Origin of the sequence: Paenibacillus hamazuiensis (assembly GCF_023276405.1) — a bacterium.
In the GTDB taxonomy this organism is placed as follows: domain Bacteria; phylum Bacillota; class Bacilli; order Paenibacillales; family NBRC-103111; genus Paenibacillus_AF; species Paenibacillus_AF hamazuiensis.
Genome location: NZ_JALRMO010000001.1, coordinates 5,752,150 through 5,777,108, shown reverse-complemented (window position 1 = coordinate 5,777,108; position 24,959 = coordinate 5,752,150). Strand labels below are relative to the sequence as shown.

Annotated in this window: 26 protein-coding genes and 1 pseudogene; 12 read left to right on the top strand and 15 right to left on the bottom strand. The window is 53.3% G+C overall.

What is annotated here, in order from left to right:
• Nucleotides 1-10: 10 nt before the first annotated feature.
• The 3 genes from MYS68_RS25135 to MYS68_RS25125 all read right to left on the bottom strand — a co-directional run bounded on the left by MYS68_RS25135 (nucleotide 11) and on the right by MYS68_RS25125 (nucleotide 1,728).
• Nucleotides 11-238 (bottom strand): LysR substrate-binding domain-containing protein, encoded by a 228-nt coding sequence (locus MYS68_RS25135; protein ID WP_275984004.1) that lies wholly within the window; start codon nucleotides 236-238, stop codon nucleotides 11-13.
• Nucleotides 239-246: 8 nt separating this feature from the next.
• Nucleotides 247-1,320, bottom strand: coding sequence for a copper amine oxidase N-terminal domain-containing protein (locus MYS68_RS25130; protein ID WP_248928471.1), 1,074 nt, complete (start codon nucleotides 1,318-1,320; stop codon nucleotides 247-249).
• A 237-nt stretch (nucleotides 1,321-1,557) separates the two neighbouring features.
• Entirely contained in the window at nucleotides 1,558-1,728 is a 171-nt protein-coding gene (locus MYS68_RS25125; RefSeq protein WP_248928470.1) for an S-layer homology domain-containing protein, read from the bottom strand.
• A 203-nt stretch (nucleotides 1,729-1,931) separates the two neighbouring features.
• Here MYS68_RS25125 and MYS68_RS25120 point away from each other — a divergent pair.
• The 5 genes and pseudogenes from MYS68_RS25120 to MYS68_RS25100 form a co-directional block, all read left to right on the top strand.
• Nucleotides 1,932-2,111: pseudogene (locus MYS68_RS25120) on the top strand (MFS transporter); the annotation flags it as partial.
• A 214-nt stretch (nucleotides 2,112-2,325) separates the two neighbouring features.
• Nucleotides 2,326-2,727, top strand: a complete 402-nt coding sequence (locus tag MYS68_RS25115; protein WP_248928469.1) for a hypothetical protein — start codon at nucleotides 2,326-2,328, stop codon at nucleotides 2,725-2,727.
• A gap of 30 nt (nucleotides 2,728-2,757) precedes the next feature.
• Nucleotides 2,758-3,978: a DUF6183 family protein gene (locus MYS68_RS25110; protein ID WP_248928468.1), complete on the top strand. Its 1,221-nt coding sequence runs from the start codon at nucleotides 2,758-2,760 to the stop codon at nucleotides 3,976-3,978.
• Between the two features lie 640 nt (nucleotides 3,979-4,618).
• The gene (locus tag MYS68_RS25105) at nucleotides 4,619-6,094 is read left to right on the top strand and encodes a protein adenylyltransferase SelO (RefSeq protein ID WP_248928467.1); all 1,476 of its coding nucleotides are present in this window, start codon (nucleotides 4,619-4,621) and stop codon (nucleotides 6,092-6,094) included.
• A gap of 149 nt (nucleotides 6,095-6,243) precedes the next feature.
• Complete coding sequence (locus MYS68_RS25100; RefSeq protein WP_248928466.1) at nucleotides 6,244-6,918, top strand: GntR family transcriptional regulator; 675 nt, start codon at nucleotides 6,244-6,246, stop codon at nucleotides 6,916-6,918.
• Between the two features lie 53 nt (nucleotides 6,919-6,971).
• On the opposite strand, the gene MYS68_RS25095 is transcribed toward MYS68_RS25100, so the two are convergent.
• Entirely contained in the window at nucleotides 6,972-8,129 is a 1,158-nt protein-coding gene (locus MYS68_RS25095; protein ID WP_248928465.1) for an MFS transporter, read from the bottom strand.
• A gap of 142 nt (nucleotides 8,130-8,271) precedes the next feature.
• Nucleotides 8,272-8,853, bottom strand: coding sequence for an Rrf2 family transcriptional regulator (locus tag MYS68_RS25090; protein WP_248928464.1), 582 nt, complete (start codon nucleotides 8,851-8,853; stop codon nucleotides 8,272-8,274).
• 63 nt (nucleotides 8,854-8,916) lie between these two features.
• Between MYS68_RS25090 and MYS68_RS25085 the strand changes: the two genes are divergently transcribed.
• The 4 genes from MYS68_RS25085 (at nucleotide 8,917) to MYS68_RS25070 (ending at nucleotide 13,104) form a co-directional block, all read left to right on the top strand.
• Complete coding sequence (locus MYS68_RS25085) at nucleotides 8,917-10,908, top strand: beta-galactosidase (RefSeq protein WP_248928463.1); 1,992 nt, start codon at nucleotides 8,917-8,919, stop codon at nucleotides 10,906-10,908.
• A 140-nt stretch (nucleotides 10,909-11,048) separates the two neighbouring features.
• On the top strand, nucleotides 11,049-11,957 hold the full coding sequence (locus MYS68_RS25080; RefSeq protein WP_248928462.1) for a hypothetical protein: 909 nt from the start codon (nucleotides 11,049-11,051) through the stop codon (nucleotides 11,955-11,957).
• An 18-nt stretch (nucleotides 11,958-11,975) separates the two neighbouring features.
• The gene (locus tag MYS68_RS25075; protein ID WP_248928461.1) at nucleotides 11,976-12,341 is read left to right on the top strand and encodes a DUF4180 domain-containing protein; all 366 of its coding nucleotides are present in this window, start codon (nucleotides 11,976-11,978) and stop codon (nucleotides 12,339-12,341) included.
• A gap of 13 nt (nucleotides 12,342-12,354) precedes the next feature.
• Complete coding sequence (locus tag MYS68_RS25070) at nucleotides 12,355-13,104, top strand: class I SAM-dependent methyltransferase (RefSeq protein WP_248928460.1); 750 nt, start codon at nucleotides 12,355-12,357, stop codon at nucleotides 13,102-13,104.
• Between the two features lie 5 nt (nucleotides 13,105-13,109).
• On the opposite strand, the gene MYS68_RS25065 is transcribed toward MYS68_RS25070, so the two are convergent.
• The gene (locus MYS68_RS25065) at nucleotides 13,110-13,559 is read right to left on the bottom strand and encodes a MerR family transcriptional regulator (RefSeq protein ID WP_248928459.1); all 450 of its coding nucleotides are present in this window, start codon (nucleotides 13,557-13,559) and stop codon (nucleotides 13,110-13,112) included.
• A gap of 178 nt (nucleotides 13,560-13,737) precedes the next feature.
• Here MYS68_RS25065 and MYS68_RS25060 point away from each other — a divergent pair, with 178 nt between their 5' ends.
• Nucleotides 13,738-14,661: a DMT family transporter gene (locus tag MYS68_RS25060; RefSeq protein ID WP_248928458.1), complete on the top strand. Its 924-nt coding sequence runs from the start codon at nucleotides 13,738-13,740 to the stop codon at nucleotides 14,659-14,661.
• Here the strand turns inward: MYS68_RS25060 and MYS68_RS25055 are convergent.
• The gene (locus MYS68_RS25055) at nucleotides 14,658-16,031 is read right to left on the bottom strand and encodes a DHHW family protein (protein WP_248928457.1); all 1,374 of its coding nucleotides are present in this window, start codon (nucleotides 16,029-16,031) and stop codon (nucleotides 14,658-14,660) included. The two genes, MYS68_RS25060 and MYS68_RS25055, sit on opposite strands and share 4 nt — an antisense overlap.
• A 21-nt stretch (nucleotides 16,032-16,052) precedes the next feature.
• Entirely contained in the window at nucleotides 16,053-17,465 is a 1,413-nt protein-coding gene (locus MYS68_RS25050) for an MBOAT family O-acyltransferase (RefSeq protein ID WP_248928456.1), read from the bottom strand.
• 233 nt (nucleotides 17,466-17,698) lie between these two features.
• Here MYS68_RS25050 and MYS68_RS25045 point away from each other — a divergent pair, with 233 nt between their 5' ends.
• Complete coding sequence (locus MYS68_RS25045) at nucleotides 17,699-18,445, top strand: TatD family hydrolase (protein ID WP_248928455.1); 747 nt, start codon at nucleotides 17,699-17,701, stop codon at nucleotides 18,443-18,445.
• Between the two features lie 20 nt (nucleotides 18,446-18,465).
• Here MYS68_RS25045 and MYS68_RS25040 read toward each other — a convergent pair whose 3' ends face one another.
• The 6 genes from MYS68_RS25040 to MYS68_RS25015 form a co-directional block, all read right to left on the bottom strand.
• Nucleotides 18,466-19,506, bottom strand: coding sequence for a hypothetical protein (locus MYS68_RS25040; RefSeq protein ID WP_248928454.1), 1,041 nt, complete (start codon nucleotides 19,504-19,506; stop codon nucleotides 18,466-18,468).
• A gap of 407 nt (nucleotides 19,507-19,913) precedes the next feature.
• On the bottom strand, nucleotides 19,914-21,311 hold the full coding sequence (locus tag MYS68_RS25035; RefSeq protein WP_248928453.1) for an MATE family efflux transporter: 1,398 nt from the start codon (nucleotides 21,309-21,311) through the stop codon (nucleotides 19,914-19,916).
• Nucleotides 21,312-21,442: 131 nt separating this feature from the next.
• Nucleotides 21,443-21,598 carry a hypothetical protein gene (locus MYS68_RS25030; RefSeq protein ID WP_248928452.1) on the bottom strand — a complete coding sequence of 52 codons (156 nt, stop codon included), beginning with the start codon at nucleotides 21,596-21,598 and terminating at the stop codon, nucleotides 21,443-21,445.
• A 57-nt stretch (nucleotides 21,599-21,655) separates the two neighbouring features.
• A complete protein-coding gene (locus MYS68_RS25025; RefSeq protein ID WP_248928451.1) occupies nucleotides 21,656-22,042 on the bottom strand; it encodes an HAD family hydrolase in 387 nt (128 codons plus the stop codon).
• Nucleotides 22,015-22,488: an HAD family hydrolase gene (locus MYS68_RS25020; RefSeq protein WP_248928450.1), complete on the bottom strand. Its 474-nt coding sequence runs from the start codon at nucleotides 22,486-22,488 to the stop codon at nucleotides 22,015-22,017. Before MYS68_RS25020 ends, MYS68_RS25025 begins: the two co-directional genes overlap by 28 nt.
• On the bottom strand, nucleotides 22,475-23,011 hold the full coding sequence (locus MYS68_RS25015; RefSeq protein WP_248928449.1) for a CcdC protein domain-containing protein: 537 nt from the start codon (nucleotides 23,009-23,011) through the stop codon (nucleotides 22,475-22,477). The genes MYS68_RS25020 and MYS68_RS25015 overlap by 14 nt, the downstream gene beginning before the upstream one ends.
• A 119-nt stretch (nucleotides 23,012-23,130) precedes the next feature.
• Here MYS68_RS25015 and MYS68_RS25010 point away from each other — a divergent pair, with 119 nt between their 5' ends.
• Nucleotides 23,131-23,415, top strand: coding sequence for a hypothetical protein (locus MYS68_RS25010; RefSeq protein WP_248928448.1), 285 nt, complete (start codon nucleotides 23,131-23,133; stop codon nucleotides 23,413-23,415).
• A 97-nt stretch (nucleotides 23,416-23,512) separates the two neighbouring features.
• Here MYS68_RS25010 and MYS68_RS25005 read toward each other — a convergent pair whose 3' ends face one another.
• On the bottom strand, nucleotides 23,513-24,895 hold the full coding sequence (locus MYS68_RS25005) for an ABC transporter substrate-binding protein (RefSeq protein WP_248928447.1): 1,383 nt from the start codon (nucleotides 24,893-24,895) through the stop codon (nucleotides 23,513-23,515).
• Between the last annotated feature and the right edge of the window lie 64 nt (nucleotides 24,896-24,959).

Sequence of the window (24,959 nt, the reverse complement as noted above, 5' to 3'; positions counted from 1 at the left end):
AACACGGTCCTCAAGTTGGTATCATTCTGTCATAATAGCTGACCACAAATTCCTTAAAGCGGGATGCAACCGGCGGCAAGTACCTTCCCTCAACCATCACTATGACACGTTCGCTCTTTGGTTCCCGGATGCGGATCTGGGCAAGTTTGTTTTTGTCCAGCCCGGCATCGGGGAGCAAAGAAATGCCCAGGCCTGCAGCGACGAGCGCGGCTACGGTGGCGACTTCTTCCCCTTTCAGCTAATGGTTCACATTACTTCGGAAGAAATCGCAAACGTTTTTTTGCCGAATTTAGTATTTTCCATATACCGAATCAATTCTCCGCTATTTTTTTTAATGGATAAGCTTATTTCGACTTGTTCGCCATGAAGTTCGGTAATTTTGTATGTGACGATTTCTGCGTTATCTTGATTCTTTTCAATCGTCATATTTCCATATTTATTTAATCCGCACAACCTTAGGATGCTGAATTCCGTATAAGGATGCCGACCAGCAAAAGGTAATAAATTGACGATTTTCTCCGTCCCTTCAGGTGAAATTTCGGATACTCCGATTGACATTGAACCGTACCATGAAACCTTCCGAGTCCCTTTATACTGCTTTCCGCCGATTTCATTAACTATTGAAGTTTCAACGATGCTGTCTCTCGTATATTCTCTGTTCAAATTGACTTCAATGTCTGTGTGCATATCTCCGGGCCAATACGCGATTCCTTTGAGCGATAATGTTGGTTTGGCCTCATACCCCGAAATAGCATCGATGATCGCTTGTTGTTCGTCCGAGAAAGCAACATTTTGATTTTCTAAGGATTGATTCCCTGTTATCGTGATTTGTTTTTTTGTATCATCATAATTCACGGTATAACCGAACGTTTCCGCAATAAAACGGAGTGGCAAGTAACTTAAGTCATTTACAAGCAAATAGCTTTCTGTCACAGTTTCCGTCTTGTTTCCATTCCTCACCAATGCCCCTCGGGGTTCCTGATATAGCGTTTTGAGAGGAGAAATAAAAATGGTTTTTTCTTTATCTGCCCACTGTATCGTTCGGTCAAGATCATTATATTTTACGACAATATGAAATATTTCCAGTATCGTTCTGGCCGGCATATAGGTTAAATCGCGATAAACAAAAGGGCTGCCTTTTATTATATAATCCGCCCCGTTCACTTTAATGGGGTAGTCAACATCAAAATTGGTCTCATCTAAGCTTTTGGGTAAAGGCATGTTTATTTCGATCAGTGAAGCTGATTCTCCGTATGCAATATTGCTGCCAAACAGTAATAACGAAATAACCACTGCCAAGCTTATTGTTTTGATTCGCATCGCCTATAACCTCCAGCAGGAAAAACAGATAAAATGAATAATGAAAGTAATATGTATGGAACAGGATCGCCACCTTAAAAGTCAACAATGACTCTTTGAAATAGCCGCCAAAAGACGTAAGGTAATTTGTGTGTTTCAAACAACACGGCCTATAAATATACTATCATGTTAAATGATGTAAATTAAGTTGATTTAATGTTAATATTATGGAAAATAATTCATTGTATGTTTCAAATTTCAATAAAGCCAACCGGGCGACGATCGCCACAAATCAACTCGGATGATATCCCGGTCCGGTTCGAACCGTCCGTCCCCCTCCCCTTCGATCAACGTTCGCGCTTTCATATCGTTCCACGCATCCTTCGTCCAGTGCTTCTCCAAATCGTCGAAAGACCTGGAATAGCACATTGGTCGCTATCTCATACGGACCACCTTGCGGCAAGACGACACCCTGCTCAGAGTATCAAGCCGCCAGCCCTGCTTGAGCCTGACGCTATACGTCGTGGACGATAGCTGCTTGATGATCGCCTCTACTATCCCTTTCGTTCCGTCCGTGAACCTTGACGCATGCCTTCAACTTGATCGTCCCGTGGATAGCGAAACGGGCCCTGCGCCGTTTCCATCTCCGTGCCATGGAAATCGGCAAATTACTTTCCTCCCTGGCGAGTCATCTGAAAGATCCCGGGCTGCTGATGTTGTACGGCATCGGATTCCTGATCCTTGGCAGCAATGTTGCCTTGTTCAATTACATAGGGTATGTTTTAGCCGCTCCGCCGTACTCGCTCCGCCAAAGGCATTATTTACCGGCTAATCGGAACTTTTGGTAAATTCCGTGCGTCTACTCAGTTATGAACCGGTATAGAGTGATTGGAGGAACGAAAATTGAGGCTGTTGAAGGGCGCAGGATTTACATGCTCTCGGGTTGTATGTACAAAGACCGGCAGCGGAAATTCGGCGGTAGGCCCTGCGGGTAAGGAGTCCGGGACGTCCAAGCATAGTACGAGTATGGCGGCAAAATGGCTTCTGTTAACGGGGGGGATTTCCATACTCGCGGGCATTTTGTACATTCCCGGGTTATCCGGCTCTTGGGGCATTTCGTTTGCCTTTATGCAGGATGAAATCGGCTCGGAACGACCGCTTGTCACTTACTGGGCTCAGGTTTCCATCGCCGTCGGCATGATCGCCTTGTTGTTTTCGCTGCTTTTTTGGCGGCGCGGACAGGGCCAGGGAAGTTTCGCGAAGTTTTCGATCATAGCGGTCGCCTGCGGGGTCTTCTCGCTGCAAACGATTCCTCTCATTGCGTGGCTATTTGTCGTTATTCTCGCGATGGACGGTTTTTTGCCGGCCCTTCTTCATTTTGCTCTTCTGGTTTTTGCCCTGAGGACGATTAAGGAATTTTACATTTAAGGAAGTGATATGGTGGGCCGGGAAGCGAATATGAAGCGGGAGCTGGAATTATTTCAAAGCCTGATATCGGAATATGCCGAATTTGGCTACAAGGAGGCATTGTCCGGGCAGTTGCTTGCCATGATGAGGGAGTGGGCGGAACAGGGACAAAGCGAGATTTTGCTGGAGTCTGTGGAGTGGATGGAGGCGCACGTTCGTCCCAAGGAGCAAAACTGGAATGGGTTGAATCATCTGCTGGACCGTCTTGACATGTATTTTGCTCAGCTCTACACAGGAGCGGATGCGCTGTTTTGCCTGCTTCGGCTTCTAACGGAACGGCGCGGGGCTCAATCCGCCTTTCCGAGGAACCCGCGGTCTTACAATCTGCGTTATTATATGGCGCTTATGGCGGCGAACCGTTCGGCGGAAGGGCTGCACCGCATACTGGAGAATGCGGCCGAAGATCGGCGGGTATCGCTGGAGGCCAAGGTGCTTCTTCTGTACGAAATGGCTGCAAGGGGGAAGGTCGATGAACGGCGCTCTGTCGTACGGCATGTCTGTGACAAAGCGGAAGCGGAGAATCACCCGTTGGTTTGGCTGCCGCTGACCTTAACGTCCCTGGAGGAAGAGATTTCGCTTATGTATTATAACCGTGACGGCGGCGGCGGACACTCTACTCCGTTTGGACCGCATCGGCGTGTATCCGAGGAGAAATACCGGGACACGAAGGCAAGGTCGGCGGATACGGGGGTTGCCCCTTCTGCATTCCATCCGATCCATACGGATGAAGAACTGATGGGCATGCAATCCGCCGTGCGAAATTGGATGGATCGGTCGAACGGGAAAACGGAAGCCGCCGTTTTCGATTTGCAGACGCGTCATGAACCGGATCAAATCGCACCGGAGCTGCTGCTGAGTTTCGGCCTGACTTGCCTGCACGGTGCGCCGGCGGAGCATGTGCTGCTGGAAGGAATGCGTCCCGCCCGGATATTCAGCCTCCTTTATTCGGCCGCGGCCAACGGCGGGGCTTACAGCAGCGGGGATCTTAACGCATACGGCCGGCTTGAGGCATGGCGGTCGATGGGGGCGTTGGCCGGGGCGCCGGACGATGCGGATATGCCGTTTGTGCTGAAGCAGGCGGAAAGCTGCCGTTGGTGGTATTTCGAGGCGCCGACGCCGTGGTTTCACCATGTGGCATGGGACTTCGGTATCGCAGCTCTTCGGCCGGACGGACGCACGCTGGCCGTGCTGGCGGCAACCGATACCGATTGAACTTCGCCATTTTTGAGAGTCAGGCCGAAGCTCCGGCTGTTTTCGTATGCGCCGGAGGCAATCGGGAGCCGTTGTTCGAGGAGTAGCTATGACTAAAGATCACGCAGGTTCATAAAGGAACTGCAGTGCGCTAAAATGCCCATTTCGAGTGGTTTGCCAAATTTAAAGGAACTCAGGTGCGTTATTCCCATGTTTTTCCGGTCCTCACGCCGTTTTTCCCCGATATAGCGCATCTCGGTTCCTTTATTTTTTCAGATATGACCATTCACCCGAAGATAGCGAACGTCAGTTCCTTTATTTCGTGAACTGTGAACTGTTCTTAGGTTTCTTCGATCTGTTTGACGCTTCTCCGCCTTGGTCAAAATGTTCAGCTAGGAGTCTGTCCGACGAAGCAAAATTGGTGAATTTTTATTCAATGACGTGTATTCCACGTAAGGGATTGCCTCTCCACCGCTCTTGAAATCAAGTTCAATTGAATAAAAATTCACAACATCCAATCCGTCGGACAGACTCCTAGAAGAGTGCCAACCACGCCTGGCAAGGGTATAATAAAATGGTAAAAGCAAACAATATAGCGGGCTTCCCTATAATTGATCAGACTTCGACAAATTGTAATGCCCTCAGGGGACAAGGAGATAAGATGAACGAAAACACAGCAATCCTAAAAACAGGATGGAACTTTGACAACAGCTATGCCCGGCTGCCGGACGTATTTTTTACGCGGCTCGCCCCGACGCCTGTACGGTCGCCGAAGTTAATCATATTCAATGAGCGGCTCGCGGCATCTCTGGGCTTGAACGTTCAGGCGCTGAGAAGCGATGAAGGTGCAGCGGCGTTTGCCGGCAACCGGATTCCCGAAGGCGCGGAGCCTCTCGCACAAGCTTATGCGGGGCATCAATTCGGGCATTTTACGATGCTGGGGGACGGCCGGGCCATCCTGCTCGGCGAGCAGATTACTCCCGAAGGCGAACGGTTCGATATCCAGCTTAAAGGGTCGGGCAGAACGCCGTACTCCCGCGGCGGCGACGGCCGGGCGGCGCTCGGGCCGATGCTGCGCGAATATATCATCAGCGAAGCGATGCATGCGCTTGGCATTCCGACCACCCGCAGTCTGGCGGTGGTCACGACCGGCCAGGGCATCCAGCGCGAAACCGAGCTGCCTGGAGCTGTTTTGACCCGCGTCGCTTCGAGCCATATTCGCGTCGGCACTTTTCAGTATGCCGCCCGATGGGGGACCGTCCAGGATCTTCGGACTTTGGCCGACTATACGCTGCAAAGGCATTTTCCGGAAGCGGGCGCGGACGATAACCGCTACCTTTCCTTGTTCCGGGAAGTAGTCCGGCGGCAAGCGTCGCTCATTGCCAAATGGCAGCTCGTCGGCTTTATCCATGGGGTCATGAACACCGACAACATGGCGCTGAGCGGCGAGACGATCGATTACGGCCCGTGCGCCTTTATGGACGCGTTCGACCCTGCCACGGTGTTCAGCTCCATCGACGTGCAGGGCCGCTACGCATACGGCAACCAGCCGTATATTGCCGCGTGGAATCTCGCAAGGTTGGCGGAGGCTCTTCTTCCGCTGCTGCACGATGATGAGGAGCAGGCGGTGAAGCTGGCCGAGGAGGCGCTTGCCGATTTCACCAAGCAGTTCCAAAGCCAATGGCTTGCGGGAATGAGAGCGAAGCTGGGCCTCGCGGGCGCTCAGGCCGAGGACGAAATCTTGATCAAAGATCTGCTCGACATGATGCAGAAGCATCGCGCCGATTACACCAACACGTTCCGCGCGCTCACTTTTGCCAAGCCGGAAGAGACGGCTATGTCGGGCGCCTCGGAATTTACCGAGTGGCAAAAGAGGTGGCGGGAGCGGCTGAGCGGGCAGCGGGAATCCGAAGACGTCTCGCAGCAGCTGATGCGCAGCAGCAATCCCGCGGTCATCCCGCGCAATCACCGGGTGGAGGAGGCGCTGGAGGCCGCGGTGGACCGCGGAGACTACAGCGTGATGGAGAGGCTGCTTAAGGTTCTTGCCGATCCTTATGCGCACTCCCCCGAACAGGCCGAGTACTGCAAGCTGCCCGAGCCGTCGAACCGACCATACCGTACCTTCTGCGGCACCTGATGCCTATTTTGGAAAAGGGCCCTCCGCGGCCCTTTATACGACTTTTGCTGCGGACAAACTTTTCGAGCTTGGTCGATTAATCTCCTCTTGCAAAATAGAGGCGTATGAATTCATAATGAGGAAAATGCTTGGAGTAAGCGGGTGCAGTCATGGAGCCGTATGTTATCAAAAAACCAGTTCCGTATTACGATCAGTTGTACCATACCATTAAAAAGATGATTCTTGACGGGGTTTATAAGCCGGGCGAAAGAATCGTCGAATCCAAGCTCGCCAAAGAGCTGAATCTTAGCCGAACTCCCATACGGGAAGCGATAAGAGCGCTTGAGAATGAAGGACTTGTGTTATTGGACGAGAAATCGAGGGTTATCGTCTACAGCCCTACCGTCGAAGACGTTGAGGATGTGTATCAGTGCCGCATGGCGCTCGAATCGCTAGCCGTCAAATTGACGATCCAAAGAGCGTCCGATCATGAGATCGGCGAAATTGAGAACATTTTACAGCAGGCGGACCGAAAAATCGGGCAAAAGGATTACTTAAAAGATGAAGTCATCGATCTGAACGTTCAATTCCATAACCTGATTATTCAATTCAGCAGAAACAATTTGCTGCAAAAACATTTAAACAGCATCAAATCCCGTATACATTTGTATCGCGTTTTAAATTTTCAAGGCGAGAACAGGGACCGGGCCATTTATAACGAACATAAAGAAATATTCGACTGGATGAAGCAAAGAAATGAAGATAAAGCGTCCGAGGCCATGGTCAACCATTTAGTCCACGATTATCATCATTTGATCGAAGTGTTGAAATCGCAATCCGGCTAACGTCTCATCGAAGCACCACTCCGATATGGAAGGGGTGCTTCGTTTTTTTGGGGTTATTTTTCACTCTGCAGTGATCCTCCTTTCGCTAAACGATAGCTCACCCCGAAAATGAGTAACGCTGCAAATACGGATCCCCCTCCCACGAATCCAAGTTCGGTAGCGGATCCGTATTTCAGTACAAGTCCTCCGATCAGCGATCCGAGCGCGCTGCCCAAATAGATGAAAGAATTATGCAGAGAGAGGACAATGCCTGCATTTTTTCCGGACAATCCGATCAGCCTATGCTGTTGTGCCGGATTGAACGTATATCCGCTGAAGCCCCATAAGGCCATCGCTGCAAATCCGAACGCCAGCGAATGCAAGATGGATAAGCTCGTTACGGCAATGAGGAGTAAAACTAGAGCCAGAACGATGGTTCGGGAGGAACCGAACCGGTCGGCGGAAAAACCGCCAAAGTTGACACCGAAGAAGCTGGCGATTCCGGCGACGAAAAGCATAAGGGAGATCGTTTGTCCTGTGCCTCCCAGCCGCCCAAAAATGTCTGAAACATACGTATAGACAATGAAAACTCCAATCCCCCATGTTAAAGACGTTAATAAAGCGGATAAAATCAAAGGGTGCCTCAGGAATGACAATCGGTCTTTCAAGGATACGACTGCGGGCGCGTCGATAATCGGAAAAAATATACGAATGACGACCGCTGCGAACATCGACACAAATCCAACGATCCAGAAAGTCATTCTCCAATCATGAAGCGAAGCAATCCAGGTACCTAACGGAACTCCGAATATAAGAGCGACGGTCGATCCCCCAATAACAATGGAAAGCGCACGTCCGCGTTTGTCGGAATCCACCAACGCCGCTGCGGTGTAATTGGCGGAAGGAGCAAATAATCCGGCACCGGCGGCGGTAATGATCCGTCCTAAGAGAAGAACCCAATACGTGGACGCCAGTCCGCAAAGGAAATTTCCAACGGAGAATAGAAGCAAAGACCACATAAGCAATTGCCTTCTTTCCGCAAGCCCGGTCATTGTCGTTAGAATAGGAGAACCAAGGGCGTAGGCAATTGAAAAAACAGTTACAAGCTGCCCTGCGGCGGATAAAGAAACGTTTAAATTTTGAGCCAGTGCAGGAAGCAAACCCGCAATCATGAAACCCTCCGTTCCAACAGCGAATGTGCCCAAGGCTAATGCGAGGATACGATAATTCATAAACACGAACTCCTTTCGAGTATTTCAAAACAACCGAAATAGTTACATTGATAAGCGGAAAATCTCATTGATACCAGTTCAGTTACATTGAAATGTAAAAAAATTTTGCATGTAATCAAAGCCTCATACTGTCGGTCGGACTTTATAATTGTTTATTGTTGCCTTGAACGAGAGTTTCTTCTAACAAATCGGCAATCGTCACTTGAGCCAGTTGTCGTTTCATTGCTTCCTCGGCACTGCTGTAAATAGGATTCAATGCAGGCTGTATCCCCTTCCCAATAATGCATCCGGAGTTTGGCGTACTATGATGCAGTTCGAACAGCGGTTTTTGAACAACTGCTTCGTATACTTCAAGTAATGTAATAGAGTCAGGATTTCTTGCAAGTTTCCAGCCTGCACCGGTTCCACCGTGCTGAACAATGACCAAACGCGCTTTTCCGAGCGAGCCTAAAATGCGGCGAATAAAAACAGGACTTGTGTTCACGCTGGCTGCAATCCGATCCGAGGCGACAAATTCGTCTCTATCTTTTGTCATTTCAGCAATCCATGCCAAGATGTGAAGCGCTATCGAATATCGGCTGACTACTGCCACGTATCGCTCCCCCCTTTCAACAATACCAATATAGTTACATTGATGGTTTATGTCAATGGTGCTCACTGTTCTTTTGAAGTTTTTTTCATCTACAAAAAAGTGCAAGCCGAACAAGAATGTCCTGTTGCTCATTCAAGAAAATTCCTCTATTGTAAAATGGGTTGAAGCGAAAAACAGACAGGGTGGGAGAATGTGATGAGCAAAAAGCTTTACCACGGCGCGGCTTATTATCCCGAGTTGTGGAACGAACAGGTTATGGAGCAGGATATCCGGCTTATGAAGGAAGCGGGAATCAATGTGGTCCGCATAGGCGAGTTTGCCTGGTCGACGATGGAGCCGGAGGAAGGACGCATCGATATCGGATTTTTTGCCAAGGTGATCAACAGGCTGTACGAGAACGGCATCGAAACGGTCATGTGCACGCCGACGCCGACTCCCCCGATCTGGTTCACGCACGGCCATCCGGAGCGCATGTATGTCGACGAGCATCTGCAGACGATGGGACACGGATCGAGGCAGCACCCTTGCACGAACAATCCCTATTTCAGGGAAAAAGCAGCTATCATTACCGAGCATATCGCCAAAGCGGTCGGACGTTTGCCGGGAGTGATCGGCTGGCAGATCGACAACGAATTCAAGGCGCATGTCGCGGAATGCATGTGCGGAACATGCAAACGCTTATGGCACGAATGGCTCGAGCGGCGCTACGGAACGGTCGAAAAGCTGAATGACGCCTGGGGAACGCAAATCTGGAGCGAATATTATCTCCGCTTCGAGCAGGTTCCGCAGCCGGGGCCGGCGCCTTTTCTGCATAACTCTTCGCTTCGCACGATGTATCAGCTGTTTTCCATGGAAAAAATCGCCGAGTTTTCCGACGAGCAGGCCGCCATTATCCGCAAATACTCCGATGCGCCGATCACGCATAACAGCAGTGTAGCGTTTCATGTGGACAACGAACGTCTGTTTCAAAACCTCGATTTTGCGTCTTTCGATACGTACGCGGTTTCCGACAACAGTCCCGGTTATCTCATCAACTGCGATTTGTGGCGGAATTTCAAGAAAGACCGGCCGTTCTGGATTATGGAGACGAGCCCGTCGCACAGCGCGTCGCTGGAAAGCTACGCCAAGCCGCATCCGAACGGATACTTGAGGGCGGAAGCAGTTGCCGCTTACGCACTTGGAGCGGAGGCGTTCTGCTACTGGCTTTGGAGGCAGCAGCGGGCAGGATGCGAGCAGCCTCACGGATCGGTCATCAGCGCATGGGGCAAGCCGACCGTCGGATACGCGAACGTGCTCGAAGTCGAGCAGGCCCGCAAGGAGATCGAGCCGATCATCGTTCGCTCCGAAGCCGCTCAGGCGGAAGTGGCGGTAACGTATTCGGACCGTGCGAAGGCGTTCCTCAAGACGGAGCCGCACAAGAAGCTGAACCACAGAGCTCTGGTCACCGCGTTTTACGAGCGGATTTTGCACATGGGCATTCATCGCGACCTCGTTCCGGAAGGAGCGGAGCTGGACGGGTACAAGCTGCTGTTCACGCCGTTCATTCATTACATCAGCGGCGATTACCGGGACCGGGCGCTGAAGTTTGTGGAAAACGGAGGCGTCTGGGTCATCGGACCGCTTAGCGGGGGAAGAACGGAGCATCACACGATCCATACGGATGCCGCATTGGGCGAGCTTGAGCGCTTCGCCGGCGTCGAAACGCTGTATACTTATCCGATGGACGGTACCGATACGATCGGCAGGGCGTTCGGCGTATCCGCTCCTTTGAGCTTGTGGAGCTGTATCTTCGAGCCGAAGGAAGCGAAGGCGATAGGGGTTATGGAGCAAGGCCTCGCGCCGGGCAAAGCGTTTATTACCGAGCACAGCCGCGGCCAAGGCAAAATCGTCATGCTCGGCTCCATGCCGGCGGGAGATGAAGGAGACGAGATGCTCCGGAAGCTCATCGATCATTATGCCCGCGAGGCCGGAGTCAAGCTTAGAACCGACGTCACGAAAGGCACCGTCGTTGCGCCGCGGATTGCGGACGGACGCCGCTATTGGTTCGTCGTCAACATGGACGGCGCCGGCGGCAGCGTAACGATCCTGCAGGAAGGCGTCGATGCATTGACGGGCCAAAGCATCAAGCCGGGAAAACTGGAGATAGGGAAGTACGAGTACCGCATCGTTGAATTTGTAGATTCGTAATGTTGATGGGGCTGCCGGAAACGGCAGCCCTTTGTAAGCTTTAAGATATTTGCGGTAAACACGATGCATGTGATAATGCAACACTTCGGCTATTACAACCGTCATATTGTATATGGATTTGCAAAGGGGATCGTTAGACGATGAACGGCCGAATATTATGGATATTTCTGCTTACTCTACTGCTCTCCGCCTGCGGCAAGGAACCGGAGAGCCGCAACGTTCCCGCCTCGGCCGAACTGCCGGGCAACGGCAGCGCAATTTCCGCGTCCGGGAGCGAATCGAAATCGGGCAATACCCAGACGCTTCAGGAGAAGGGCGAGAAGTTTGCTTTTCCGATGGAGATCCCGCTGCAATTTATGCCGGTCGAACGGAGCGAACTTATCGCACGAGCACCTCAGCCCGGCTTGGAACAGGTAAAGTCCATCCCGTTCGGCTCGTTTAACGGCAGCCCCGTTAAGCTGGACATATATAAGGAGCCGGGTCAGCTTCAGCCTAACGGCGATACGATATGGCGGGGACTCATCGACATAGCGGGGAAAAGTTACTTGCTGCCTGACGAGCTTTCCCGCAGCCATTTGGAGCCGCAGAGCGAAGAAAATCGAAGTTTTCATTTGCTGAACCGCAATTTTCCCGCGAAGGACGGTCCGTATTATTTGCTGGGAAGCCTGGAGCTTAAAGCGGAAGGGCCGGGGAGAGGGTTGTACATCTTATTTGATCGGACGGAAAATAAATGGACATCGTTTGAGGAATGGGGAGCGCCGCACATTACTGATTTGGACGGGGACGGAAAAGACGAAATGGTCGTTCAATTTCCCGGGCTGCATTTGTATCCGCCGAATGTAACGATTTACGCGTACGGGGGAAGCAGGCTAGAAAAGGGAACAGTTGCGGTGGAGTCGGTTTCCGCAGGCAATCGTGTTTACGCCGGCGCTGCACAAGACACAGGAGCCATCCGTATCGGAGTGATCGGTGAAACGGAGCCGGCGACGGCTGATTATCGCTATGAGAATAAAAAGTTGATCCGGCTGCTTGCCGGGGATAAAAAATGATGGATGGGTGAAATGGAAATGAAGATTACAATCGATCAACAGAAAGGTTCCAAGGTAGCGATTATAGAGAGCTCCGAAATCTTAATAAACGATGTGCAAGATGCGTTGGATTTGATGGCTACTGTTAATTATGATCATGAATGCAATAAAATAATGATTCACCAATCGAATTTACCGGAAGAGTTTTTCGAATTAAGAACCAAACTGGCGGGTGAAATACTGCAGAAATATGTGAACTACAATGTTAAACTTGCCATTGTCGGGAATTTTGACGGGTACAACAGCAAGAGTTTGAAGGATTTTATTTATGAATGCAACAATGGTAAGCAGGTGTTTTTTTGCGAAAACAACCAGGATGCGCTTCGCGCTCTGCACAGCGTTTAGGTGATAGCCACGAATGAACGAGCTTGATTTGAAACAATTTTACGATCGCGTCGGAATATTAAACGGGTGGAATTTTAACAGCGTTAAATGTATCTCGGAGGGGGTTAAATGGGATTTTTCCCATGAGGTTTCCTGCAGATGCAAAAAGTCGGACATCCTGCTCGATATAGGAACCGGCGGAGGGGAAGCGTTGCTTGCTATCGCAGAGGCCGCTTTATTGCTGGTCGGAATCGACAATTCGGGCGGAATGATCGAAGCCGCCAAGGCCAATGCGGAAAAGTCGGGCAAATCCAATGTGCGCATTTTGCAGATGGACTCCGGCAAACTCCATTTTCCGGACGGATTTTTCAATGTGGTGTCGTGCCGCCACGCGCCGTTCGATGCGAAAGAAGCGGCCAGAGTTATGGCGGATGGCGGCATGTTCCTGACGCAGCAAGTCGGTGAGGGCGATAAACAGAACCTGAAGCTCGCTTTTGGAAGAGGGCAAAGTTTGGACCAACCCGACGGGACGCTGAAAAATAAATATATAGGCAAGCTGCGGGAAGCGGGATTCATGGATATTCAGTCGTTTGAATACGATGCAGCGGAATATTTCCAAACTTACGAAGATCTTGTCTTCCTGCTGAAGCATACCCCGATTATCCCCGATTTTGGCGAACATGAGAATGACTTCGCCGTATTGGAAAAGTTCATCAAAGAGCATCAAACAAACAAAGGAATTCAGACCAATTCAAAGCGTTTCATGATTACGGCGAGAAAATAACCTGATCACCCGGAGGCTGCCGCGGATTCTCGATCGGCGGTCTCTTGAGCATTTCCCCCGGCTTTCTTGGACAGCTCCCGGTACAATTCAAGCCGCTCGCCCGTAAGGGAAATAATCGATTCCAGCTCCTGCCGCTTCGCTTCCAGCTTCGCCAGATGCTTCATCAGAATTTCGATCCGTTTGTTTAACGAAGGGGTTAAATTCGCCGGGTCTTCCCCCTGCTGTATTTTGTCCATCACACACCCGTCGCGAAAAAACTCGGTGATTTCCTCCAGCGACATCCCCAGCTTTTTCAGGCCGTTCAGACATTGAATAAAATAAACCTCGCTTTCGGTATAAGCGCGTGCCCCGCCTTCTTTGCGCTGAGGGTCCTTCAGCACGCCGACTTTCTCGTAATAACGCAGCGTATAAGGGGTTAATCCCGTCCGTTCCGACACTTGGCTGATGGTGAGCATGGCTGCATCGCTCCTTTTCCTGGTTGACTTTGAACTTATCATACACCTTAGAGCTGGGTCTAAGTCAAGCGTCGGTCGATGGTCCGCCTTGCCTGAAATAAAGCTGCCGATCCCTCTTGACTTCTACTTGGCTCTAACCTGTAAGCTGGGAGCTACTACCGAAACAGGAGGGACTCTCATGCGAATCAAAACTTATATTTTGCTGCTTTTAGTTACGGTGTTCATCGGCGCTTCGTTTAATCTGGCCGCCTTCGCGGTGAATTATTTCTCGGCTCCCGCCGCCGCGGCATGGAGGTTCGGTCTGGCGGCTTTGCTGATTCTCGTCCTGCTGCTCGCCAAAGAACGGATGAACTTGGCTGCGCTAAGATCCAACTGGCCTATGTTCGTGCTGCTTGGCATTATCGGCATCTTCGGCTTTAACATGCTGTTTTTCGAAGGAATGAAAACGACGTCGCCGCTGAACGGCTCGCTGATTATGGCCACCAACCCGTTGGTGACGGCACTGCTGGCGAGGTATATCCTCAAAGATGCGATCACGGTCCGGCAGGGCGCCGGCATCGTGATTTCCCTGCTCGGCGTGCTGCTTGTAATCACCCGGGGCTCGTGGCAGGTCATCAGCACGTTGTCCTTCACAAGCGGGGACCTGCTCATCTTGGGAGGAAATCTGTGCTGGGCGCTGTACGCCGTGCTGAACCGGCGATTTATCCGCGGAGCGAGCGGATTGGCGACGACGGCCTACACGATGACCGTCGGCGCAATTTGCCTGATTTTATTCTCGGCCGGCTCGCCGGGACCGCTTCCGCTTCCCGCCATTCCCGCTGCGGCATGGGGCGCTATCGCCTTTATGGCGGTGTTCACCAGCGTGCTCGGCTATCTTTGGTGGAACGAAGGCATCGCGGAAATCGGGGTCAGCCGAACGTCGATCTTCTTTAACGTCGTGCCTCTGGTTACAATGCTGCTATCGCTTCTGTCCGGCACCAAGGTAACCGGCGTACAACTGCTGGGAACCGCGATGGTCATCGCGGGAGTGCTGGTCGCCACCGCCTTATCGCGCGGCACGGCGCGAGCGGCTGTCGGTCGGCCGCTTCGCGAGGGACGTTAAGGCTGCAGCCGGGTTTCGATCAGCCGTATAAAATCGGAATCGACGAGCACTTCCGTATTGTTGAGAACGAGCAGCTCATTCGCTTCATGCTCTTTTAGAAAAGGGATCAGCGGCTGGTCGAACTGGCGCGGATCGATCACGTAAATTTCCGCAAAATGCGGCAGCAAGAAAGGGATCAGCGCGTTGCCGTACGAGTCTTTGATCACCGCCAGCCGCCGGCCGTTGTCCGTTTCCGTCTTGATGCGGGCCCACGGCCGGTCTCCGCTTAAGAAGATGCGGTATTTGTTTTTCCTGGAGGCGTGGCTCATGTCGAGCAGGTCCATCCTGGAAGGATGGGATGAATAATGCACAGCATACTCGTGGCTGACAAACGGCTTGTACAGCACGATCGTGTCCGGCTCTTTCTCCAGTTTCTTGCTCAGCGTGGCTGAATATTGCGATCCGAGGAATCCCGGAACCTGCTGCCGTTCGTAGCGCTCCAGCGGTACCGGCGGCACGCCGAGGGCGCGCATGTAAGCCTCGTAGCCGTAATAAGCGCCGGTCGCCGTCCAGTGATGGTCGGTGCGAAAGTAGATGTATTCTTCGCTATGCTTGCGAAGAATACCGAGCGCGTCGACGCGGACGATCGGCGCCGAGAGCTGCTCATATACGCCGCGGATGGCGTCGTCCTGCGAGGTGGACAGCTTGCGCAGCTTCTCGTTTTGCACGAATTCCACCGCGGTCGGCGCAAGCAGCACCGAGACGTGGATGCCGGCCTCCGACCGGACGAGCCGCTCCAGCCGGTTGATCGTATCGGCGTACCGTTTGGCGGAGGCGGGGGCGTAAGCGAATACGTTCATCGCGCGGTTCCCGACGATCAGCACTTTGCCGACGATCCGGCCCGACTCGTCCTGCGTCTGCGGCTTCTCCTGCGTCTGCGGCGCTGCAGCCGCCGAGTGCGGCGAGTGATCCGGCTTCGGCGTTGCCGCCTGCTCCGCGCCGGGCGTCTCCGCCTTGGTCTGCGCCGGGTCCGTCTGCGTCGGGTCGGTCTGCGGCACGGCCGCAGGCATCGTCTGCGCCGTATTGTTCGCGCCGGACAGGGCGATGACGGCGTCATCCTTGCCGGAGACGCCGCCCCAGGAGGCGACCGTCTTGCCCGCGCTTACGAGCGTCTCGCGAAACGGCACATGGTCGGCGACGTAATTTTCCAGGCCGCGCACATATTGACCCGACCGCAGCGCCTGCCCGGACCAGATCGGCATCCGGGCCAGCGCGCGGTTCTCGGTTTCCGATACCGCGGAATCACCCCCGCCGTACAGCCACAGCATCGCCGCCCCCGAGTAGATGAAAAGGATGAAAAAGACGATTTGCAGCCACTGCCCTGTTTTCATGCCTTCCCGCACTCCTTTTGCCTAAAATCGAAAATAGAAAAACGGCGTATACGTTTTGCCGACGAGCAGCAGGGCGGACACCGCCAGCACCGCGAGCGACGCGGCCGGCAGCAGCGCGTTCGCATACGCTGAACGTATCGGCGCCGGCTTCAGCCGCTCCAACAAGAACCGGTGCAGCCGGACGGGAATCGGCGTGGCCGCGACCAAGGCGAGCGCAAGCAGCACCGCGTGGTTTTGCCAATGGATCAGCAGCTCCGTATTAGCCAGCGGCGCGGGTGAGGCGCCGAACATGACGCGAAGGTAGCCGAAGCCGCGGGCAAGAGAGTCGAAGTAGAACAGCACCCAGCCGACCAAAATCAGCACGGCGAAATACAGCCGCGAGACAAACGGCGGAAGCGCCGATAGCACGCGCAGGAGGAAGCTTTTTTCCAGTGCGATCAGCACGCCGAAGTACAGCCCCCAGGCGGCGAAGTTCCAGCTTGCTCCATGCCACAGCCCGGTCAAAAACCAAACCGCAAACAGGTTGAATATCGCCCGTCGTCGGTTTCCGCCGAGCGGGATATAGACGTAATCGCGGAAAAATCGGCCGACCGAAATGTTCCAGCGCCGCCAAAACTCGCCGGCGCTGATCGAGATGTACGGATAATCGAAGTTTTCCTTGAAGGTGAAGCCGAACATTCTGCCCAGCCCGATCGCCATGTCGGAATAACCCGAGAAATCGAAATAAATGTGCAGCGCAAAAAGCAAAATGCCGAGCCACGCCCCGAGTACGGATAAGCTGCCGGGGCCCGCGTCCAGAAAGAATGGCGAGATGTCCGACAAGGCGTTGGCAAAAATCACTTTTTTGCCGAGGCCGATGACGAAACGGGCAACGCCTTGACTGAATTCGGGGAGCGTGACGCGCCGGTGTGTCAGCTGCCGCTGGACGTCGGCATACCGGATGATCGGCCCCGCCACAAGCTGCGGAAACAGGGAGATGTACAGCAGCAGCCTGGAATACGAGCGCAGCGCCGGCGCATCCTGGCGATAGACGTCAATCAGGTAGGAAATCAGGTGAAACGTGAAAAAGGAAATGCCGACCGGCAGCGGCGGGGCATGGAATGGAACAGCCAGTCCGGTCAGCGTACGGACGGTTTCAAGCAAAAATCCGAGGTATTTGTAATACACCAGGAAACCGACCTGAAAAGCGATCGAAGCCGCAAGAACGGCTTTAGCCCCGAAGCTTCCACGGCTGCGCTCGATGAGCATGCCTCCGGCCCAGCCGATCAATACGTCAAGCAGCAGAATGATAACGCCGACCGGCTCGCCCCATGCGTAGAAGAACAGGGAGAACAGCAGCAGCACCGCGTTTTTAAGCTTGTCCCCTGCCGTAAAATAAACAAGCAGCACGGCCGGCAGAAAGCCGTACAAAAAAATAAAGCTGGAGAACACCATCGAATTGCCCGCCTCGCCTTTTAGCAGTATTGTGTGCCGACGCCACGGCAAATGCAGCGCGGGGAACGTCCTTATTTATTTTGGCTTTATGATGTAAAAATTAGTAAAAAATATTTGCCTTTGCTGTCGGAATTGTTCAAACTGGAGGGGCAGAGTTTTGCAATACGAAGCGGCGGGAGAAGATTCGATGATTCCTCTGATAGATGCGCATATTCATTTGGATTTATACAAGGATGAGGGAGGAGCTGCTTGCGTCTCTCGGTGCTCATGGCGTGGCGGGGGTGGTGGCGGTTTCCATGCACCTCGAGTCATGCCGCAGGCTTCTTGAATTGAAAAGACGATCGGGACATCCGATTTACTTGGCGTTCGGTTATCATCCGGAGCAGGCTTTGCCGAACGGAGGGGAGGTGGAGCGGCTGTTTCGATGGATTCGCGAACATAGGGACGAAATGGCCGCCATTGGGGAAGTGGGGCTCCCGTATTATTTGCGGGCCGACGCAGAGGCGGCAGGCAAGCCGTTCAATCAGGAGCCTTACGTCCTTATGCTGGAACGGTTTGTGAAGCTGGCGTCGGAGCTCGACAAGCCGATTGTGCTTCACGCCGTTTACGAGGATGCGGATTTGGCGTGCGATTTGCTGGAGAAGCACGGGGTGGGGCGGGCGCATTTTCATTGGTTCAAGGGCAGCCCGGATACGCTCCGGCGCATGCAGCAAAACGGTTACTTCGTCTCCGTGACGCCGGATGTGGTGTACAAAGAGAGGACGAAGTCGCTCGTGGAAGCTTATCCGCTCGGCCTGCTCATGGCGGAGACGGACGACCCGTGGCCGTTCCAGGGACCGTATGAAGGAAGGCGGACGCATCCGGGCATGATTCGCGATTCCGTTCGCGAAATCGCCGCCATCAAGCACATTTCCGAGGAAGAAGCCGGTGCGGTTTTGCTTGAAAATACGCGGCGTTTTTATGGAATCCTCCATTCGTGAACTGCGGGTTTTACAGGGAATTAATGGCCCAACGCTTGTTTGACATCCCGTACGAAGGTTTGCGGATCGTCCATCATCAAATACAGGCCTTTCGCTTCGCGAGGCATAAAAAGAAACCCGTCTGTCTGTATAGGGCGATTCAACTCGATCCGAACATTTAGCGAAGCCGAAAGCGGAATGGCGAAGCTTTTCCGCTCGGCGGCGTCCGGCTCGTATTGCGCGGCGGTTGAGATGCCGGCGATGGAATTAAGCGGTATGTCCGCCTGCAGCCTTAAACCGTAACGTATCCTGACCCGGCCGGATGATATGGTGACCGGACTCAGCGCCGATGCGCGGCAATCCGCCCAAAGCAGCGCCAGAATCCAAACATCCGCTGCGGTTAGGAGCCATGCGGCCCACTGGGACCACATCTGGACCAGGATATGGACAAACACCGATTCGAACACGACAACATGCGTAATTATTCCGGCATAAAGAAATTGGGACGTTTTCCGATGATAAGTATAGGTTAATTCTCCGGGAGCAGCCTCGGCACGCTTTCGATTCCAGGAAAAAAGCAAGTAATAAAACATGGTGAGGTCATGGAGGAGGAACGCCGATAATTTTCCGCTGCCGAATTCCTGCTTCATTGCGGAACGAAGAGCTTCGGCGGTATTCGATTCCAGGCGGGCTACATGTCTGTACCGGCGGATGAATCGAAAGAGCAGCCGGATTTCATAAACAATGATGAAGATTTCCAGGGGGACAATCAACAGCTCAAGGGGCAGTATCACCTGCCACACAGCTTCGCGAAGAGCCGGAGGCAGCACGAACCAAGCGGCGGCGGCTCCCACGATCGTTAAGGGCACCGCTTTTCGCACCGATTTTCCTCTTGGACGCTCAATGAGCAGCCAATATAACAAAGGTATAGCCAACACGAAATCAAATACGATAGCGTAACCTAACAGGTGATCGGTATCCGCGGAGGGCAGGGTACGAACGGCTGTCGTATCGGCAATCAGAATTAACGCTGCCAAACAGACAAACCATAGGCTAAAGCGGTTTATTTTGGACAAAGTCATGGCGTTTCCTCCTTAACTTGGTCTCCCTCTGCTTTTATTATAAAAGATAGCACCCGGCCTGTCGGTGCGTGGTTTTAACGATTTGATGAATTGTTCATCGCTCCCCAATACCTAACCATGTCGCGACCCCGTCGTATATTCCAATTTCAGCCGCCTATCCATTCGTTATTTTGTATGATTTTTCAAATACAATCGTTGGGAGTGCCGAAAAAAGAAAATTTATATCTGATTTTTCAAACAGATGTTTCGATTTTATCGTCCTAAGGTATATGTGTATATGATTATTCGAACATATTGGTCCGTTTTACGATCTTAGCGTAACTTTTATACGATTTTTCATACATAATCCTTCGTGCAGAATCGCCGTTAAACCAACAAGCGGATATATATAATTCACGATCGAGCTGCTACGCCGATGCGGAAGCCTTCGGCTCCGGCCTGACGAGCGCTTTGCTTTCCCACGCACGGCTTCGCCACCGAAGCAGCAAAATGATCCCGCGTGTCCACTCGTCGAGAATAAACACGCTCCAAATCCCGAGCAGCCCGAAGCCGAAATGAATGCCGAGCAAATAGGTGAGCGGGATGCACAGCCCCCAAATCACCGACACGCCGGTGAACACGATAAACCGCGCGTCCCCGGCCGCCCGCAGCGATTCGCCGATCACGATGTTCAGACAGCGGCCGGGCTCGAGCAGGAAACCCAGAACGAGCAAGGATGCGCCGAGTGCGATGATTTCGGCGTCCTGCGTGAACAGCCCGAGCAGCTGCTCGCGGAAAAGGACGGTCAGCGAGGCGGCTGCGAGCGACAGCAGCATGCTTAACCCGAGGCTGCGGTACATTTGCCGGTAAGCCTCATCCTTTTCGCCGGCTCCGACAAGCCGGCCGATAATGATCAAAGTCCCCCGGCCGAGCGAAATGGCCAGCACCATGATAAAGTACATGATGTTTTGCGTATAGATGCGAGTCGACAGCATTTCGGCTCCGAGCGACGTGATGAAATACGTCGTGACGATCTGGCTGGCCGAGTAAGCAAGTTGATTGCTGCCGTTCGGGATGCCGACCGCGACAATTTTTTTCAAATCGTCCGCCCGGCATTTCCAAAAATCTTTCCAGCCGATAGGAAGCCGGACGACCCTGCGCAAAATGAGGCAGTAAGCGGCGAGCGCCACGCACTGGCTGACGGCCGCGGAGACGGCGACGCCGGGTACGCCGAGCTTCGGAAATCCGCCCGGACCGAAGATGAACAGCGAATTGCCGGTCAAATTCAGCAGATTCATCCCGATGCTGACCATCATTGTGTAGCGCGTAAACCCGTGCACCTGGGTGATCGCCGAAATCGTCAAGTTCACCGCCTGGATGAAAAGCGCCCCTCCGACGATCAGCAGGTACACGCGGGCTTGCGCCATCAGCTCCGGCTGCAATCCGAACAGGCCGAGCAGCGTCTTGCTGAAGAAGGCCATCCCTAGACTGACGGCGAGTCCGAATACGAAGTTCAGCGCAATGGCCCCCGTTGCAAACCGTTTGACGTCGTTAAATTTGCCGGCGCCGAGATACTGCGAGATGACGATCGCCGTGCCGGCCGAAACGACCTGCAGCAGCAGGAAGGCGAACAGGATCAGCTGGCTCGCCACGCCGACGGAGGCTACGGCGCCGTCGGATACTTTGCTGACCATAAACGTATCCGCGGTGCGCATGAACATTTGCAGCGACGACTCGATAAACAGCGGCCACGTGACCGCGAACAATGCCAGTTTTTTCGGTGCGGACATGCCAAGCTCGCCTTCTTCCCCAGGGTTATGATTCATGATAACGGTTCCATAAAAAGTTTGAGGTTAATTATATCATTAAACCTAAGATAAGTGGGCAATAATGAAGGAGCTATTCTCAGGTCATCATCGACCGGGAATAGCCCCTTTTTTTGGCATAACAAATGCTTTCACAGAAAAAACTTCAGCGCAAGAAGCGCCACGGCAAAATAATATAAAATTTCCAGCCACATCTTCGAACGGCTGCTGAGCAGCAAAAAAGCTTTGTACCCGGAACGGATGATTACGAGAATGAGAGCGATTTGGACAAGCAAATTGGTGAGCATCGCACCCGCCTCCCTTCTACAACAATGTATTAGGGGCGGGCTCGGCTATATTCCGCTTTATTTTGCGGAAGAGGAGCGGACGAACTGCTCCAGCATCACGGCGACGCCGTCTTCATCGTTGGAGGAGGTGACCCGCCAGGCTGCGTCCTTCAGCTCCTGAACGGCATTGCCCATCGCAACCGGATAGCCGCAGGCCCGCAACAAGGCGAGGTCGTTGTAATCGTCCCCAAATGCGGCGACTTCCTCCATGGCGATCCCGTAAGCCTGCAAAAGCCGCTCCGCTGCGGTCGATTTGCAGGCGGCTTTGTGCATCAGCTGCACGAGGCGGCCGCCGTCGGTGCGCACGATGTTGAAATCACCGCCGAACGCGGAAACGAAATCCTCATAGGGGGCGATCGCCCCGAGCAAAATTTTCGTCACGCCGGTTTGCGAGAAACGGTGCATGTCAGCCGCTTCCGGCGCTTCCGCACCCGAGGGAATGCCAAGTACGGCGAATTCCTCCGGTGTAAGCGGCCGACTCGTATACAGCGTATCGTCGTGCTCCACGGAAAAAAACGGCCCCGGCTCCCGCTCCGCCATAAACGTGCCGACGCGCTCCAGCGACGGCCGTCAATCGGCAGATGGCTGCTGCCGCCCGTATACTTGTCGACGGTGAGCCCGCCGTTGTAAAACACCATGTGCGCCAGTTCGAGCACCTCCGGACATAGCTGCCGCACCGACCGCGGAGGCCTGGCCGTAGCGACGACCAGCTCTATGCCGGCCTCGGCGCACCGTCTTAAAGCGGCCATGCTGCGTGGAGATACCGTTTTATCCGTGCCGAGCAGCGTGCCGTCGAGATCGAGGACGACCGCCTTCACCCGCGGGAACCCGCTGCGGTCAGCCTTCGCCATGGCCGGACTCCAGCTCCTTGTCTTTTTTCAGCAAATACCCGAAGAAACCGGCATAATACGCGATGATAATGAAAAAAATCGCCGAGGTCCACGGATCCCTCGTAAATGTGCTCGGGTCGTACGGATTCGCATTAAACGGGTGCGACGGATCCGCCTGAGCCGCCGTGTACATCGAAATCATGCGGTAGGTCAGTCTGCCCAAAAACAGGAAGAGCACAGACAACTCGACCCCGATGTGCGTACGGTAATACCAACCATCCAAACGGCGCTCGAACTGGCTGTGCTTCACCGCCTGCCAGGCGAGGATGCCTCCTATCGCAATGCCTGCGGCATCGCCCAACAAGTAGAGGGGATGCTGCACGCCCGCAATCAGGATCAGCACGCCGATCACCGCGAAAATGCCCGTTCGCACGATCAGGCGCGAGCGGGAAAGCTTTTGAAAGCCGATGCTGCGCCGCACCCTCCGATAAATCGCAAAACCGAGGATGGCGACGGTGAAAACAATGGGGTTTACGCTTGTCATACGATGTTCCTCCACAAAAATAAAATAAATGGCTTACACATTTCGAGGATATTTTTAACAATGCCCCGATATAATGAATATTACACTTCGCCGACCAAGAGAGAAAAGGAGATGGTCTCATGCCTGAAATCAACCATATCAATTTGAAAAACGCCGAAGGTCTCGTTTACTGCTGCCTCCGCAACAAGCTGGTGAAGCTGGACGAAGAGCAGGAGCAAACGTTTTGCAAAATGTGCAAAATGTATGCCGGTCCGGCCGGCGGGCGCGGAGTCGAATGCGTGTGGGAAGATATGCGCGATGTCGGCAATCCGCACGTCGTGACCGATCCGCACGAGGAGTTTAAGATGAACCAGATGCGGCAGGTCGGGCCGAATTTTTTGTCGACGCTCATCGTATTTGGATGATTATACCATACGATACGCAAAAATCGAACGCATGGCAAGAAAAAACTGCCGATGGCGAAGGTGCCGTCGGCAGTTGAATTTATGCGGATTATGCGGTTTACTTGACGGTTTTGTTGTACTGCTGCAGCTTCGTACCGATTTCCTTGGCGGCAGCCTCCAGCGCGTCTTTCGGGCTCTTCTGGCCGTTCAGCGCTTCTTCGATCGCCGTCTCGGTCAGCTGGCGCGCCTCCGGGAAGATCCCCATAACCGCGCCCTGCGTAGCGGTGTTCGCTTTGGTCGCGTGGAGCTGTTCCACGGCGGTTTTGAACTGCGGGTACTTGGCCATGTTATCCTTCACGCTTTGCTCGTCATACGCCTTTTTCGTGATCGGGAAGTAGCCGGTGTTGATGTGCCAGTACGCCTGCTGCTTAGCGTCGACCAGATACTTGATGAATTCCCAAGCCGCTTTCTGCTCTTCCTCCGGCTTGTTGTTCAAAATGTACAAGCTGGCGCCGCCGACGACCACACCTCCGTCTTTGGCACCTTCCGGCTTCGGCAGGAAGCCGGTGCCGACCTCGAATTTGCCTTCGGCGGAGCTCACGATGCCGCGCAGCGAGGCGGTGGAATCGAGCATCATCGCAATTTGTCCGGTAGCGAACGCTTTTTTCGTATCGTCGGTTTTGCGGCCGAGGTTAAGCATCGTTTTATCGTCGACCATCTGCTTCCACCAGGTCAGCGTCTTCACGCCGGGCTCTGAAGCGAGCAACGATTCGGTTGCCGGGCTTTTCCGGCCGTTGCCGTTGTTCAGCAGCTCCGCCCCCTGGTTCGCGAAAAACTGCTCCATAAACCAGCCGTAAATCGCGAAGGAACCTCCGGCTTTGCCGTCTTTCGTGAGAGCTTTGGCCGCTTTGGCGACTTCCTCGTAAGTGGCCGGAGGTTTCTCCGGATCAAGCCCCGCCGCTTTGAACATATCCTTGTTGTAGTACAATATCGGGTTGGACGTATTGAACGGCATCGAGTTCAGCTTGCCGTCCATCCGGTAGTAGTTCAGGATGTTTTCCTCGAGCGAGGAAATATCGTATTTGTCCATGTCGATATATTTTTGCACCGGAGTAATCGCCTTGGAGTCGATCATGAACCGGCTGCCGATTTCATACACCTGGATGAGCGAAGGACCGCTTTTGGAATCCATGGACGCCTTCATTTTGTTCAAGCTTTCGTCGTAGGTGCCCTGGAATACGGCTTCGACCACGATGTTTTTCTGGGAGGCGTTAAAATCGGCGACCAGCTTGTCCACCGCTTTGCCGAGTTCGCCGCTCATCGAGTGCCACCAAACGACCTTCACGGGTCCTTTGCTTTCCGCCGTCTGCGCCGGTTTCGGCGTGGACTGGCTGTCCGCGCCGGTAGATGCGGTTTTCGTTTCGCTGCCGCAAGCGGCGGTAAACAACATGAGACCGGCGAGACTTGCGGTCATCAGGCTTGCATTGTTCCATCGTTTCATTGAGAAAAGAACCTCCCTTTTTTCAATTGGTATGGGTATGCTTCTATGAGAACCGCTCTCCGGC